The following is a 12,500-nucleotide window of genomic DNA, read 5'->3' on the forward strand; positions in this document are numbered from 1 at the left end:
TACGTCCTGCCCGGCCGTGGTGGAACTGGAGACCTGGCACAACGCCGCGACTCCGGCCCCTGCGCCGACTCCGACCCCGACGCCCGCACCCGCTGGTGGATGCCCGTCCTGGCAGCAGCCCGGTCAGATGATCTACATCACCGGCCAGCAGCTCTACAGCCCGACCAGCTACAACGTGCAGGCCGGTGGCAACACCAACATCTCGTCCTGTGGCGTGGGTGGCCGTGGCTATGCCAACCCGACCCCGCATTATTCCTACATGCTGTCGGGGATGGAGAACTACGGCCGTCTGGAAATCGAAGTGACCAGCGCGTCCTGCGACACCACTCTGCTGGTGAACACGCCGGACACCACCTGGTATTTCGACGATGACAGCCGGGGCAACCTGCAGCCGCTGCTGAACATCCCGTCCTCGGCGTCGCTGAACGGTCGTCTGGATCTGTGGGTGGGCACCTATAGCGGTACGTCCTGCCCGGCCGTGGTGGAACTGGAGACCTGGCACAACGCCGCGACTCCGGCCCCTGCGCCGACTCCGACCCCGACGCCCGCACCCGCTGGTGGATGCCCGTCCTGGCAGCAGCCCGGTCAGATGATCTACATCACCGGCCAGCAGCTCTACAGCCCGACCAGCTACAACGTGCAGGCCGGTGGCAACACCAACATCTCGTCCTGTGGCGTGGGTGGCCGTGGCTATGCCAACACCATCCCGCACTACTCGTTCATGCTGTCCGGTATGGAAAGCTATGGCCGCCTCGAGATCGAAGTGACCAGCGCCTCCTGTGACACCACGCTTCTGGTGAACACGCCGAACACCACCTGGTATTTCGACGATGACAGCCGCGGCAACCTGCAGCCTGAGCTGAACATCCCGTCCTCGGGTGCTCTGAACGGTCGTCTCGACCTGTGGGTGGGTACCTATAACGGGACGTCCTGCCCGGCCGTGGTCGAGCTGGAAACCTGGTACAACTAAGACCAGGCACAGATAAGGGCAGGGGCCACCTTTCGGGGTGGCCCTTTCCCCCTAAGGGCTCCGACGCGGATTTCATGCAGATCGGGGCAGACAGACACACCGGGGCAATTATTGCCTGCCATACCCGGAGATTGACGATGAAACCTCTTTTTCTAGCCGCAACCCTGACGCTTGCCGCCGCCGCCGCGCAAGCCTGTCCGGATTATCGAATGGGGGGCGATGTGGACTACGGCTACACTGGCGATATCCTGACCCATGCGCGCGAATACAGCGTGCAGGTCGGCACCGACTATGCACTGGCGAGCTGCGGCATTCAGTATCCCGGATACGTTTCTGCCGCGCCGACCATGTCCTTCCGCCTGGCCCGAATGGATCATTACCCGCTGGAGATTCGGGTCGAGGCCCCTTGCGATTCCGTCCTGCTGGTAAATGCCGCGGACGGGAGCTGGCACTATAACGATGACGGCCCTTACGGCCACAATCCAGAGATCAACCTGCGCGGATCGGCCTTGTTGAACGGGCGCGTGGATATCTGGGTCGGCAGCTATGACGGGCAGACATGCTATGGGGATCTGATCCTTGAAACCGATGGCTGACAAAAAAATCACCGGATCGGCAAAAAAAGTGTAGACACGACACTAAGACTGATCTATACAGACTGTGCATGACAAATTAAGGAGTTATCCAGATGCGCACCATTCTTTCAGCTTTCCTTGTATTGATCTCGCTGACGGCAGCCGCCTCGGCGTGTCCGACCATCACCCAGGGCCGCCAGTCCTTCTCGGTGACCGGTCAGTACCTGTACACCCCCCGTTCCTACGGCGTGATTGCCGGCGGTGGCCAGTACCTCCGCAACTGCGGGTTCAACCACACCGGCTACGTGATCTCGCAGCCCGACTTCTCGTTCTACACCTCGGGCATGGCGCCTTATGGCCGTCTGGAGATCGAAGTGTCCCAGGCTGCCTGTGACACCGTCCTGCTGGTGAACTCGGCCAACGCCTCCTGGTTCTTCGATGATGATTCCGGCGGCTACCCGAACCCCCGCATCAACCTCTACGGCACCTCCAACACCCAGGGCCGCATCGATGTGTGGGTTGGCACCTACGGTCCGTCGACCTGCTCGGCCACGCTGGAAATGGAAACCTGGTACAACTGATCCAGGCTCTCCTCTGAGTTGAGATTGGAAAGGCCGTCCCGCTGCGGCCTTTCCGCTTTCCCTGGCCCGCGCCCCGTTCGACGCCCGGCCATTTTCCCAAGCCCCGTTCACTGCCGATATGGGAGTTTCCCGACATGAAAACCCTGCTGACCTCTGCCGCCATCCTGCTCGCTGGAAGCGCCGCTGCGCTGGCTTGCCCCAGCTTCATGCAGCCCGGCCCGTCCTATGAATTCACCGGCGACATGCTGACCACGCCGCAGACCGCCCCGACGATCGCGGGCGGCCAGTTCTCGGTCCAGGCCTGTGGTCTGCCCGGTCTGGGCTATGCCAATGCCGTGCCGACCTATTCGCTGATCCTGAGTGGCATGGACAACTACGCGCTGGAAATGAGCGTCGTGTCCGAATGCGATGCGACCCTTCTGGTCAACACCGTCAATACCACCTGGCTCTTTGACGACGATTCCAACGGCAACCTCGATCCGCGCATGACCGTGTCCGGTGCTGAAAACCTCAATGGCCGCGTGGATGTCTGGGTCGGGACCTATGGCGGCAACAGCTGTAACGCTCAGCTGACCATCCAGACGATGCCCGTCGCAGGCGGCGCTGCCCCCGCACCGGGTGGCGGCTTTGCCCCGGCTGATACGCCTGCACCTGCACCTGCACCGGCACCTGCGCCTGCTCCGGCACCCGCGCCCGCGCCTGCACCCGCGCCTGCACCCGCGCCTGCGCCTGCGCCTGCACCGGCCCCTGCGCCTGCACCTGCACCTGCACCCGCGCCGGCACCTGCGCCTGCTCCGGCACCCGCGCCTGCTCCGGCACCTGCGCCTGCGCCCGCTCCGGCACCTGCACCTGCACCTGCGCCTGCGCCTGCTCCGGCACCTGCACCTGCACCGGCCCCTGCACCTGCACCGGCCCCTGCACCGGCACCGGCACCTGCGCCTGCACCTGCTCCCGCTCCGGCACCGGCTCCGGTGGACGACGGCAAGTAAGCCCGCGCGGACACACCACACCGAAAGGTCCGTCCCATCCGGGGCGGGCCTTTTTCTTTGCCGCGTCCGGCACAAAAAAACCGCGCCCCGAAGGGCGCGGTCATCACTGTCCCCGAAAGGGGGGTACGGATCAGGCCTCTTCCGAGCCTTCTTCCGATGCGTCTTCGGCAGCGGGGGCAGCGTCGCCCTCGCCATCGAGATCGTCCAGTGCGGCAGAGCCGATATCGTCGAACAGTTCGGCGATTTCGAACTCGGCAGCGGCTTCCGCTTCGGCAGCCAGTTCCTGGATCGACTTGCCGGAGGCCTGAAGCTCCGCTTCTTCGACCGAGCGGGCCACGTTCAGTTCGATCTCAACCTCGACCTCGGGGTGCAGGTTCACCAGAACGGTGTGCAGACCCAGTTCCTTGATCGGGCGGGTCAGGGCAACCTGCTTGCGATCGAGCGAGAAGCCGGCTTCGGTGGCGGCATCGGCAGCGTCACGGGTGGTGACGGAGCCGTAGAGCGCGCCGGAATCAGAGGCCGAGCGGATCACGATGAACTGCTGACCACCCAGGCGGCCCGCCAGATCCTCGGCTTCCGCCTTGGTTTCCAGGTTGCGCGCTTCGAGCTGCGCTTTCTGGGCTTCGAAAGCATCGATGTTGCTTTGGTTGGCGCGGAGCGCCTTGCGCTGCGGCAGCAGGTAATTGCGCGCGTAGCCTTCCTTGACGGATACTACATCGCCCATCTGACCAAGCTTGGCCACGCGTTCCAGAAGGATAACGTCCATTGGTCAGCTCTCCTTACTTGACGGCGTAGGGCAGCAGCGCCAGGAACCGGGCGCGCTTGATGGCGCGGGCCAGTTTACGCTGGTTCTTTGCCCCAACGGCGGTGATGCGGGACGGCACGATCTTGCCACGCTCAGAGATGTAGCGCTGCAGCAGACGGGTGTCCTTGTAGTCGATCTTCGGCGCGTTCTCGCCCGCGAACGGGTCGGTCTTGCGGCGGCGGAAAAACGGTTTTGCGGCCATTTTGAAAGTCCTTCCCTATGGGTTAGCGGCGCTCGCGGCGACCGTCACGGTCGTCCCGCTTCTGCATCTGGGCCGAGGGGCCCTCGTCATGGGCGTCGACCTTGACGGTCAGAACGCGCATCACGTCGTCATGCAGGCGCATCAGGCGTTCCATTTCCTGAACGGCGGCCGACGGGGCGTCGGTGCGCAGGAAGGCATAGTGACCCTTGCGGTTCTTGTTGATCTTGTAGGCCATGGTCTTGACGCCCCAGTATTCGGAGCCGACGACAGAGCCGCCATTGTCCGACAGGATTGCGCCAAAATGTTCGATGAGCCCTTCGGCCTGCGCGTTGGACAGGTCCTGACGCGCGATCATCACATGCTCGTAGAGAGGCATGTCATCTCCAGTCTTGTTTCAAGGCGCGTTTCAAAGGCCGGGGCGTTGTCCTCCGCCCCCCGGACCACGAGAGACCACGCCGGTGCATAGGCAACGGCGGAGGAAGCCCGCCTTATAGACGGTTGGGGCAGGGGATCAAGGGGGATTCGGCTGCTGACGGCCCGGGGGTGTCCTGTCCGCGCGGCAAAGCTCGGATTGAGCGTCCTGGCACGGAATGACCATCGGAGCGCCGCATTTTGTACCCGGTTAGATGGGTAAATTCGCCGATACAAGTTCATTTCAGCGTTCAGTGGCTCGGATCATGCGTCGTGTGAAGCAATTTGTCAGGAATGAAGGCGGGGCCGTGACCGTAGACATGGTGCCGCTGGTTTTCTTGACCGTGGCCCTTGCGCTGGTCGTTTCGGGCGAAATCATCTCCGGCGTTGCGGACGCATCGCGCGACACGGCGGATCATCTGGACGGCAATTCCATCATCGTGACCTCGTTCAATACGGGCGGACAGGATCAGGGCGCAGGCGATTCCGACGAAGCAGCGGGATCCGGCGGCTGGACTGGCGGGTCGAGCGCTGCGCAGGACGATGATTCCGATGCGGAGGAGGATGGGTCCGGGTCCGGGCAAGACGGGGCAGAGGGCGATGGCTCCGAGTCCGGGGCAGACGGGGCAGACGGGGACGACGCGGGCACTGGCGCGGAAGACGCGGCTGGCTCGGGCGATGCGGCTTCGGACGGGGCCGGGGGGGATGGCGCCGGTGGCGATGGCGGCTCGGGCGAGTCCGCTCAGAGCGGCGGCGACCAGAATACTGGTGGCGGAAGCTCCCATGGAAACAACGGATTCGGTAATGGAGATCAGGAGGCGCCGGGGAATTCCGGACCGAATAACAATGCCGAGAATGCTTCTGATGGTTCCGGTGGCTCTGGTGGGCAGGGCAACGGAAATGGCGGTGGTAACGGCAATGGCAACGCAGGGGGCAACGGCAATGGCAACGCGGGCGAAGGGCTGACAATCACGTCCGGTTCCAGCGACAATGACGATCCGGTCCTGATCATCACGGACGGCTCCGGTGACGGGTCCGGGGCGGAGCTGGTCATTACCTCCGGCGGTGACTCGGGGCAAAGTGGCTCGGGCGGAGGAACCCTGATTTCCGGATCTGGCGGAGACACTGGCGGATTGACGATCACGACTGGTTCGGGAAGCTCTTCCGGCAACGGCAACGGCAACGGCAACGGCAACGGCAACGGCAACGGCAACGGCAACGGCAACGGCAACGGCAACGGCAACGGCAACGGCAACGGCAACGGCAACGGCAACGGCAACGGCAACGGCAACGGCAACGGCAACGGCAACGGCAACGGCAACGGCAACGGCAACGGCAACGGCAACGGCAACGGCAACGGCAACGGCAACGGCAACGGCAACGGCAACGGCAACGGCAACGGCAACGGCAACGGCAACGGCAACGGCAACGGCAACGGCAACGGCAACGGCAACGGCAACGGCAACGGCAACGGCAACGGCAACGGCAACGGCAACGGCAACGGCAACGGCAACGGCAACGGCAACGGCAACGGCAACGGCAACGGCAACGGCAACGGCAACGGCAACGGCAACGGCAACGGCAACGGCAACGGCAACGGCAACGGCAACGGCAACGGCAACGGCAACGGCAACGGCAACGGCAACGGCAACGGCAACGGCAACGGCAACGGCAACGGCAACGGCAACGGCAACGGCAACGGCAACGGCAACGGCAACGGCAACGGCAACGGCAACGGCAACGGCAACGGCAACGGCAACGGCAACGGCAACGGCAACGGCAACGGCAACGGCAACGGCAACGGCAACGGCAACGGCAACGGCAACGGCAACGGCAACGGCAACGGCAACGGCAACGGCAACGGCAACGGCAACGGCAACGGCAACGGCAACGGCAACGGCAACGGCAACGGCAACGGCAACGGCAACGGCAACGGCAACGGCAACGGCAACGGCAACGGCAACGGCAACGGCAACGGCAACGGCAACGGCAACGGCAACGGCAACGGCAACAATGGCCATGGCAACGATGCGGATGGGTGCGATGCCTCGAACCCCGGCAATGCGCCTCAATGCGTGGGGGACACGACTGATGACGATGGCCCCGCAGGAAACGGCAACGGTAACGGGAATGGCAACGGTAACGGGAATGGCAACGGCAATGGCCGAAATTGACCTGCCCCGGAACGCTGCATGGCTGTAACCCGTCGCCCTTGGGCATGAGCGGCCCAGACTGATGGGAGTGCCGCGTCCGGCCCGAAAAAACACTCCACATGACCGGAAATGTTTACTTTCTCCCAAATTGACCTAAGGTAAACCTCTGCAGGCGTCAGGGTTTTCTTTTGACGTAATCAAGGAATCCCTTAACCTTCTGGGGGTGAAGATATGGGGCCGACGGCGATGCTGGATTGGAACCAGACCAAGCGATTGGCGCGCAGCCTGAATCTGCCGAATGTCCACGAGGACATGCGCGGTGACGGGTTTGCTTGTCTGCATGCCCATGGCCGCCTGTGGACCTGGTGGGACAGCCGGGTGGATGCGCCCGGATTTCGCCTGCCCGCGGGGGAACGCGACTTCCTGATCGCCGCCGATCCCGAAATCTTCTTCGTGACCGAGGCGGAGGCGCCGTTTAATCACGTCCTCGCGCATCCCGCGCGGGTCAGTCCGCGATGGATTCTCGGCAATCTGAGTCTCAGCTGGCGGGCCCTGGCCCCCTCGATCTTCGTGCAGCTCTTTCCCGGAGAGGGGCCTCCCGTTCCGCATTTCATGGAACATTAGCGATCCGGTCGGGGAGCTTGGCAATTGCGCCGGACCAGCGGTTGCGGTAGCCCCTTGGGCAACAATAGCTTGAAACGGAGCGCTGACGCGGATGACACGAGCCTTCCTCTTCCCGGGCCAGGGGGCCCAGACCATCGGCATGGGCAAGGCCCTGGCAGATGAATACCCGGCTGCGAAAGCGGTGTTCGACGCGGTGGACGAAGCCCTGGGCGAGAAACTGTCGGCGCTGATCTGGGACGGCACGCAGGACGAACTGACCCTGACCGCCAATGCGCAACCGGCCCTGATGGCAACCTCCATGGCTGCGATGGCGGCGCTGGAGGCCGAGGGTGTGACGGTCGAGGCGGCGGCCTATGTGGCGGGGCATTCGCTTGGGGAGTATTCGGCGCTCTGTGCGGCGGGGGCGCTGTCTCTGGCGGATACCGCCCGGCTGCTGCGCATTCGCGGCACGGCCATGCAGGAGGCGGTTCCGGTGGGCGAGGGCGCGATGGCGGCGCTGCTGGGGCTCGACTTCGAAACCGCGATGCGCGTGGCACAGGTCGCGAGCCAGGGGGCCGTCTGCCAGGCCGCGAATGACAACGATCCGGGTCAGGTGGTGGTGTCTGGCCACCGCGAGGCGGTGGAGCGGGCTGTCGAGATCGCCAAGGGAGAGGGCGCGAAACGGGCGGTGATGCTGCCGGTCTCTGCCCCGTTCCATTGTGCGTTGATGCAGCCCGCGGCAGACGCCATGTCCGAGGCGTTGAGCCATGTGGAGCTGAGCGCACCGCGCGTGCCGGTGGTGGCGAATGTGGTGGCGGCGGCGGAAAGCGCGGCCCCCGTGCTGCGCGGTCATCTGGTCGATCAGGTCACGGGATCTGTCCGCTGGCGCGAAAGCGTGATGTGGATGGCCGCCAATGGTGTGACCGAGACATGGGAAATTGGCGCGGGCAAGGCGCTGACCGGCATGATCCGGCGCATCGACCGGTCGTTGGCGACCCGGCAGGTGGGCACACCAGACGAGGTCCGCGCTGCGGCGGCGGCATTGGCCGAGGGCTGAGCGGGGCGAGAAGGCTCTTGCAAGAGCCTTGCAAATTTCTTCGAAGAAATTTGGCGCCCCTGGCGGGCGTCACGACATCAGGGAAGGACGGGACATGTTTGATCTCACAGGGAAAAACGCGCTGATCACCGGCGCATCGGGCGGCATCGGCGCCGATATCGCTCGCGCATTGCATGCTGCGGGCGCCACGGTCGGCCTGTCCGGCACGCGGGTGGAGCCGCTGGAGGCACTGGCCGCGGAGCTGGGCGCGCGCGCGCATGTGCTGCCTTGCAACCTGTCGGACCCGGAGGCGGTCGAGGCGCTGCCCAAGCAGGCGGCCGAGGCCATGGGGTCGGTCGATATCCTGGTCAACAACGCGGGCATCACGCGCGACAACCTGTTCATGCGCATGTCCGACGAGGAATGGCAGTCGGTGATCGACGTGAACCTGACCTCCACCTTCAAGCTGTGCAAAGGCGTTTTGCGCGGCATGATGAAAGCGCGTTGGGGCCGGATCATCAACATCTCGTCTGTCGTGGGGACCACCGGCAATCCGGGGCAGGGCAATTATGCCGCCTCCAAGGCCGGCATGATTGGCATGTCGAAATCGCTGGCCTATGAGGTGGCCAGCCGGGGCATCACGGTCAATGCGGTTGCGCCCGGTTTCATCGAGACCGCGATGACCGACAAGCTGACCGACGATCAGAAATCCAAGATCCTGACGCAGATTCCGGCGGGCCGCATGGGCAGCCCGGCAGAGATCGCCAGCGCGGTTCTGTTCCTGGCCTCACCTGAGGCGGGTTACCTGACGGGCACGACGATGCATGTGAATGGCGGCATGGCGATGGTTTGAGCGGCCAAACCGTGCCGTTACGATCCGCCACAAGCGGCGGCCGGGATGCACCCCGAGCCGCCGTGCGGCGCGAGCCAGGGCGATTCCCATCAGGAACGCCCCGATGCCGAAGATCAGTGCCTGCAGCCCGGACATGTGTTGCAGGGCGCGCCAGAGCAGCGCGATATAGCCGATGAATTCTGTCAACGTATCCTCCAGCCCATTGTTTATTCGGGTCATCTGGGGCCAGTGTACCGAGCGGATCATTCCGAAAGGTTAAGGCGGGGGGCTGCGGGAAATGGCAAAAACGGATCAAACCCCGTTGCCTTCGATTGCGGATGTGCTATAGGCGGCGCAGATTTTGCCGGGGGGCGCTTGCGCCAGACGGTATGGGGCCTTTGCCGGTCCCGTCAAACCGCCGATACCGGCGCATTACAGATCGAGGGCTGGAAAATGGCTTTCGACCAAACTGGATGAGGATCGAAAAGATGAGCGACATCGCAGATCGCGTGAAGAAAATCGTTGTCGAGCACCTGAGCGTGGAAGAAGACAAGGTGACCGAGAACGCCTCCTTCATCGACGACCTGGGCGCAGACAGCCTGGACACCGTTGAACTGGTCATGGCCTTCGAGGAAGAGTTCGGCATCGAGATCCCCGATGATGCGGCCGAAACCATCCAGACCTTCGGCGACGCGTGCAAATTCATCACCGACGCCTCCTGAGCCCTTCGCCTCAGGTCCAGAATTCGCAGACGGCATCCTGATAGGGTGCCGTTTTGCATTGGCGGCAGGTCGCGGGGTCGGGGCAAAACCCCTGTCAAGGGATTGCCCAAGCCCCCCGCTTGACGTTATCAAACCGCGATAAGCTCTCATCCGGAAGGGGCAGGAATATGCGTCGAGTTGTTGTCACGGGTCTGGGGATCGTGTCCCCCCTGGCCTCTGGTATCGAGGAAACCTGGAGCCGCCTGTTGGCCGGGGAATCAGGGGCAGGGACGATCCAGCGCTTCGATGCCTCGCATCTGGCCACCAACTACGCCTGCGAAGTGCCGCTCGGCGATGGCTCTGACGGGACGTTCAACCCCGATGACTGGATGGCGCCCAAGGAACGTCGCAAGGTCGATGATTTCATCCTTTTCGGCATGGCTGCCGCTGAACAGGCCGTGCGCGATGCGGGCTGGATGCCCGAGGATGAGGAAAGCCGCCTGCGCACAGGTGTGCTGATCGGGTCCGGCATTGGTGGCCTCTCGTCGATTGCCGACACGGCGATTCTGCTGAAGGAAAAGGGCCCGCGCCGGGTGTCGCCTTTCTTTATCCCCGGCTCGCTTATTAACCTGATCTCGGGTCAGGTCAGCATCCGCTACGGGTTCAAGGGGCCGAACCATGCGGTCGTGACCGCCTGTTCCACCGGCGCGCACGCGATTGGCGACGCGGCCCGTTTGATCCAGTGGGGCGACGCGGATGTGATGGTTGCAGGCGGAGCCGAGGCTGCGATCTGCGAGATCGGTATCGCGGGGTTCAACGCCTGCAAGGCCCTGTCCACCAAGCGCGCGGACGATCCGCAGCGCGCCAGTCGCCCCTATGACGCGGACCGCGACGGGTTTGTCATGGGCGAAGGCGCGGGCGTCGTGGTGCTGGAGGATTACGAGCATGCCAAGGCGCGCGGGGCCAAGATCTACGCGGAAATCCTCGGCTACGGCTTGTCGGGCGATGCCTATCACATCACCGCACCCTCCGAGGATGGCGACGGCGGCTACCGCGCCATGGAAGCGGCGCTGAAGCGCGCGGGCCTGACGCCGGATGCGGTGGATTACATCAACGCCCACGGCACTTCGACCATGGCCGACACGATCGAACTGGGCGCGGTGGAGCGTCTGTTGGGCGACAAGGCGGGGCTTGCCACCATGTCTTCGACCAAATCCTCTGTCGGGCATCTTCTGGGGGCTGCGGGTGCAATCGAGGCGATCTTCTCGATCCTGGCGATCCGCGATCAGGTGGCACCGCCGACGATCAACCTGGATAACCCGGCGGTGGAGCCAAAGCTGAACCTCGCCGCCAATGCCAAGCATGAGCGCGAGATCAACGTGGCGCTGTCCAACAGCTTTGGCTTTGGCGGCACCAACGCGTCGCTCGTTATGGGTAAGGTCACCGACTGATGTGGAAACATGTCGCTGCCAACGGGATGAGCCTGCTCATCGTCGGCTTCATCGCATTCGCGGGGGCCGTGGCCTGGGGGCAGCGTCAGTTCACCTCTGCGGGGCCACTGGCGGAACCGACCTATTTCGAAGTGTCGCGGGGGGAAAGCCTGGCCTCGGTCTCGGAAAACCTGGAAGCGGCGGGGGTGATCTCCAGCGCCACCATCTTCCGGCTTGGCGCGCGCTATACGGAGCGGGCCGAGGATCTGCGCTTCGGGAACTATGAAATTCCCGCGGGCGTGTCGATGGACGAGGTGATGGAGATCCTGTCCTCCGGCGGGCCGTCCACCTTCCGTTATACGGCCACTTATGTGATCCGTGGCGGCGCGGGCGGCGGCGAGATGCGGCTGCGTGAACGGGTGCCGGGCACGGGCGAGCAGGTGGAACTGGCGACCTTCGAGGGCGGCGCGGAGCTTCCTGCCGAGTACGTGGCGCTGGTCGAGGCGGGCACGCCGATTGTCTACCGGGTGTCGGTGCCGGAAGGGCTGACCGTCTGGCAGATCGTCGAAGGGCTGCGCGGTGCGGATTTCCTGGAGGATGATGTCGAGGATCTGCCCGCCGAGGGCACGCTGGCGCCCGACACATACGAGGTGGCGCGCGGCACGCTGATTTCCGAGATGCTGACCGATATGGCCGATGCGCAGACCGGTATCCTGCTGGCGGCCTGGGCCGGGCGGGCCGAGGACCTGCCCTATGATACGGTCGAGGAGGCGCTGATCATGGCCTCGCTTATCGAGAAGGAAACCGGGGTGGCCGATGAACGCGGCGAGATCGCGGGGGTTTTCGTGAACCGGCTTGAGGCGGGAATGCGGCTGCAGACCGACCCGACGATCATCTATGGCGAATCCGAGGGGCGGGGCTTCCTTGGCCGGGGGATCCGGCAAAGCGAGCTGATCAATGACAACAACCCGTGGAACACCTATCGCATCGACGGGCTGCCGCCGACGCCAATTGCGAACCCCGGTCGCGCGGCCATTGAGGCGGCGGTGAACCCGGCCAGCACGGACTATCTGTTCTTCGTGGCGGATGGGTCGGGGGGCCATGCCTTCGCGACGAGCCTCGCCGAGCACAACGAGAATGTGCAGGCCTGGCGGGCGATCGAAGCGGCGCGGGCAGCGCAGGAAAACTAGGGGTTTCGCCGCCTTCGGCGTC

15 protein-coding genes are annotated in these 12,500 nt (G+C 64.3%); 11 read left to right on the forward strand and 4 right to left on the reverse strand.

Annotated elements, in window-relative coordinates:
• The 4 genes from BKY26_RS20345 to BKY26_RS20540 all read left to right on the forward strand — a co-directional run.
• A partial coding sequence (locus BKY26_RS20345) for a hypothetical protein (RefSeq protein ID WP_071691842.1) occupies positions 1–970 on the forward strand: 970 nt, incomplete at its 5' end.
• 137 nt (positions 971–1,107) lie between these two features.
• A complete protein-coding gene (locus tag BKY26_RS18420; RefSeq protein ID WP_071691843.1) occupies positions 1,108–1,566 on the forward strand; it encodes a hypothetical protein in 459 nt (152 codons plus the stop codon).
• 92 nt (positions 1,567–1,658) lie between these two features.
• Positions 1,659–2,126, forward strand: coding sequence for a hypothetical protein (locus BKY26_RS18425; protein ID WP_071691844.1), 468 nt, complete (start codon positions 1,659–1,661; stop codon positions 2,124–2,126).
• A gap of 134 nt (positions 2,127–2,260) precedes the next feature.
• Entirely contained in the window at positions 2,261–3,115 is an 855-nt protein-coding gene (locus BKY26_RS20540; RefSeq protein ID WP_158514368.1) for a hypothetical protein, read from the forward strand.
• A 130-nt stretch (positions 3,116–3,245) separates the two neighbouring features.
• Here BKY26_RS20540 and rplI read toward each other — a convergent pair whose 3' ends face one another.
• The 3 genes from rplI to rpsF are packed head-to-tail and all read right to left on the reverse strand — an operon-like array spanning position 3,246 to position 4,498.
• The gene (gene rplI, locus BKY26_RS18435) at positions 3,246–3,881 is read right to left on the reverse strand and encodes a 50S ribosomal protein L9 (RefSeq protein ID WP_071691845.1); all 636 of its coding nucleotides are present in this window, start codon (positions 3,879–3,881) and stop codon (positions 3,246–3,248) included.
• A gap of 13 nt (positions 3,882–3,894) precedes the next feature.
• Positions 3,895–4,122, reverse strand: a complete 228-nt coding sequence (gene rpsR, locus BKY26_RS18440) for a 30S ribosomal protein S18 (RefSeq protein ID WP_071691846.1) — start codon at positions 4,120–4,122, stop codon at positions 3,895–3,897.
• Between the two features lie 22 nt (positions 4,123–4,144).
• Entirely contained in the window at positions 4,145–4,498 is a 354-nt protein-coding gene (gene rpsF, locus BKY26_RS18445; protein ID WP_071691847.1) for a 30S ribosomal protein S6, read from the reverse strand.
• A 343-nt stretch (positions 4,499–4,841) separates the two neighbouring features.
• Here rpsF and BKY26_RS20545 point away from each other — a divergent pair, with 343 nt between their 5' ends.
• The 4 genes from BKY26_RS20545 (at position 4,842) to fabG (ending at position 9,178) form a co-directional block, all read left to right on the forward strand.
• Positions 4,842–6,707, forward strand: coding sequence for a hypothetical protein (locus BKY26_RS20545; RefSeq protein ID WP_193600211.1), 1,866 nt, complete (start codon positions 4,842–4,844; stop codon positions 6,705–6,707).
• A 210-nt stretch (positions 6,708–6,917) separates the two neighbouring features.
• Complete coding sequence (locus BKY26_RS18455) at positions 6,918–7,310, forward strand: hypothetical protein (protein ID WP_071691848.1); 393 nt, start codon at positions 6,918–6,920, stop codon at positions 7,308–7,310.
• A 91-nt stretch (positions 7,311–7,401) separates the two neighbouring features.
• The gene (gene fabD / locus BKY26_RS18460) at positions 7,402–8,346 is read left to right on the forward strand and encodes an ACP S-malonyltransferase (RefSeq protein ID WP_071691849.1); all 945 of its coding nucleotides are present in this window, start codon (positions 7,402–7,404) and stop codon (positions 8,344–8,346) included.
• Between the two features lie 94 nt (positions 8,347–8,440).
• Positions 8,441–9,178: a 3-oxoacyl-ACP reductase FabG gene (gene fabG / locus BKY26_RS18465; protein WP_071691850.1), complete on the forward strand. Its 738-nt coding sequence runs from the start codon at positions 8,441–8,443 to the stop codon at positions 9,176–9,178.
• Here fabG and BKY26_RS20125 read toward each other — a convergent pair.
• Entirely contained in the window at positions 9,113–9,397 is a 285-nt protein-coding gene (locus tag BKY26_RS20125) for a hypothetical protein (RefSeq protein WP_131541945.1), read from the reverse strand. The genes fabG and BKY26_RS20125 overlap by 66 nt on opposite strands.
• Before the next feature lie 248 nt (positions 9,398–9,645).
• Between BKY26_RS20125 and BKY26_RS18470 the strand changes: the two genes are divergently transcribed.
• The 3 genes from BKY26_RS18470 (at position 9,646) to mltG (ending at position 12,478) form a co-directional block, all read left to right on the forward strand.
• The gene (locus tag BKY26_RS18470) at positions 9,646–9,879 is read left to right on the forward strand and encodes an acyl carrier protein (RefSeq protein ID WP_071691851.1); all 234 of its coding nucleotides are present in this window, start codon (positions 9,646–9,648) and stop codon (positions 9,877–9,879) included.
• Positions 9,880–10,046: 167 nt separating this feature from the next.
• The gene (gene fabF / locus BKY26_RS18475; protein WP_071691852.1) at positions 10,047–11,309 is read left to right on the forward strand and encodes a beta-ketoacyl-ACP synthase II; all 1,263 of its coding nucleotides are present in this window, start codon (positions 10,047–10,049) and stop codon (positions 11,307–11,309) included.
• On the forward strand, positions 11,309–12,478 hold the full coding sequence (gene mltG, locus BKY26_RS18480) for an endolytic transglycosylase MltG (RefSeq protein WP_071691853.1): 1,170 nt from the start codon (positions 11,309–11,311) through the stop codon (positions 12,476–12,478). The genes fabF and mltG overlap by 1 nt, the downstream gene beginning before the upstream one ends.
• Positions 12,479–12,500: the final 22 nt, after the last annotated feature.

Source organism: Nioella sediminis (assembly GCF_001879695.1).
Classification (GTDB): domain Bacteria; phylum Pseudomonadota; class Alphaproteobacteria; order Rhodobacterales; family Rhodobacteraceae; genus Nioella; species Nioella sediminis.

What these genes read in the sequence shown, in the direction of transcription:
- BKY26_RS18470 (WP_071691851.1), top strand. Translation starts at nt 9,646, where the DNA reads ATGAGCGACATCGCAGATCGCGTGAAGAAAATCGTTGTCGAGCACCTG.
- mltG (WP_071691853.1), top strand. Translation starts at nt 11,309, where the DNA reads ATGTGGAAACATGTCGCTGCCAACGGGATGAGCCTGCTCATCGTCGGC.
- rplI (WP_071691845.1), bottom strand. Translation starts at nt 3,881, where the DNA reads ATGGACGTTATCCTTCTGGAACGCGTGGCCAAGCTTGGTCAGATGGGC.
- rpsF (WP_071691847.1), bottom strand. Translation starts at nt 4,498, where the DNA reads ATGCCTCTCTACGAGCATGTGATGATCGCGCGTCAGGACCTGTCCAAC.
- BKY26_RS18425 (WP_071691844.1), top strand. Translation starts at nt 1,659, where the DNA reads ATGCGCACCATTCTTTCAGCTTTCCTTGTATTGATCTCGCTGACGGCA.
- BKY26_RS20540 (WP_158514368.1), top strand. Translation starts at nt 2,261, where the DNA reads ATGAAAACCCTGCTGACCTCTGCCGCCATCCTGCTCGCTGGAAGCGCC.
- BKY26_RS18420 (WP_071691843.1), top strand. Translation starts at nt 1,108, where the DNA reads ATGAAACCTCTTTTTCTAGCCGCAACCCTGACGCTTGCCGCCGCCGCC.
- fabF (WP_071691852.1), top strand. Translation starts at nt 10,047, where the DNA reads ATGCGTCGAGTTGTTGTCACGGGTCTGGGGATCGTGTCCCCCCTGGCC.
- BKY26_RS20125 (WP_131541945.1), bottom strand. Translation starts at nt 9,397, where the DNA reads ATGACCCGAATAAACAATGGGCTGGAGGATACGTTGACAGAATTCATC.
- BKY26_RS18455 (WP_071691848.1), top strand. Translation starts at nt 6,918, where the DNA reads ATGGGGCCGACGGCGATGCTGGATTGGAACCAGACCAAGCGATTGGCG.
- fabG (WP_071691850.1), top strand. Translation starts at nt 8,441, where the DNA reads ATGTTTGATCTCACAGGGAAAAACGCGCTGATCACCGGCGCATCGGGC.
- fabD (WP_071691849.1), top strand. Translation starts at nt 7,402, where the DNA reads ATGACACGAGCCTTCCTCTTCCCGGGCCAGGGGGCCCAGACCATCGGC.
- rpsR (WP_071691846.1), bottom strand. Translation starts at nt 4,122, where the DNA reads ATGGCCGCAAAACCGTTTTTCCGCCGCCGCAAGACCGACCCGTTCGCG.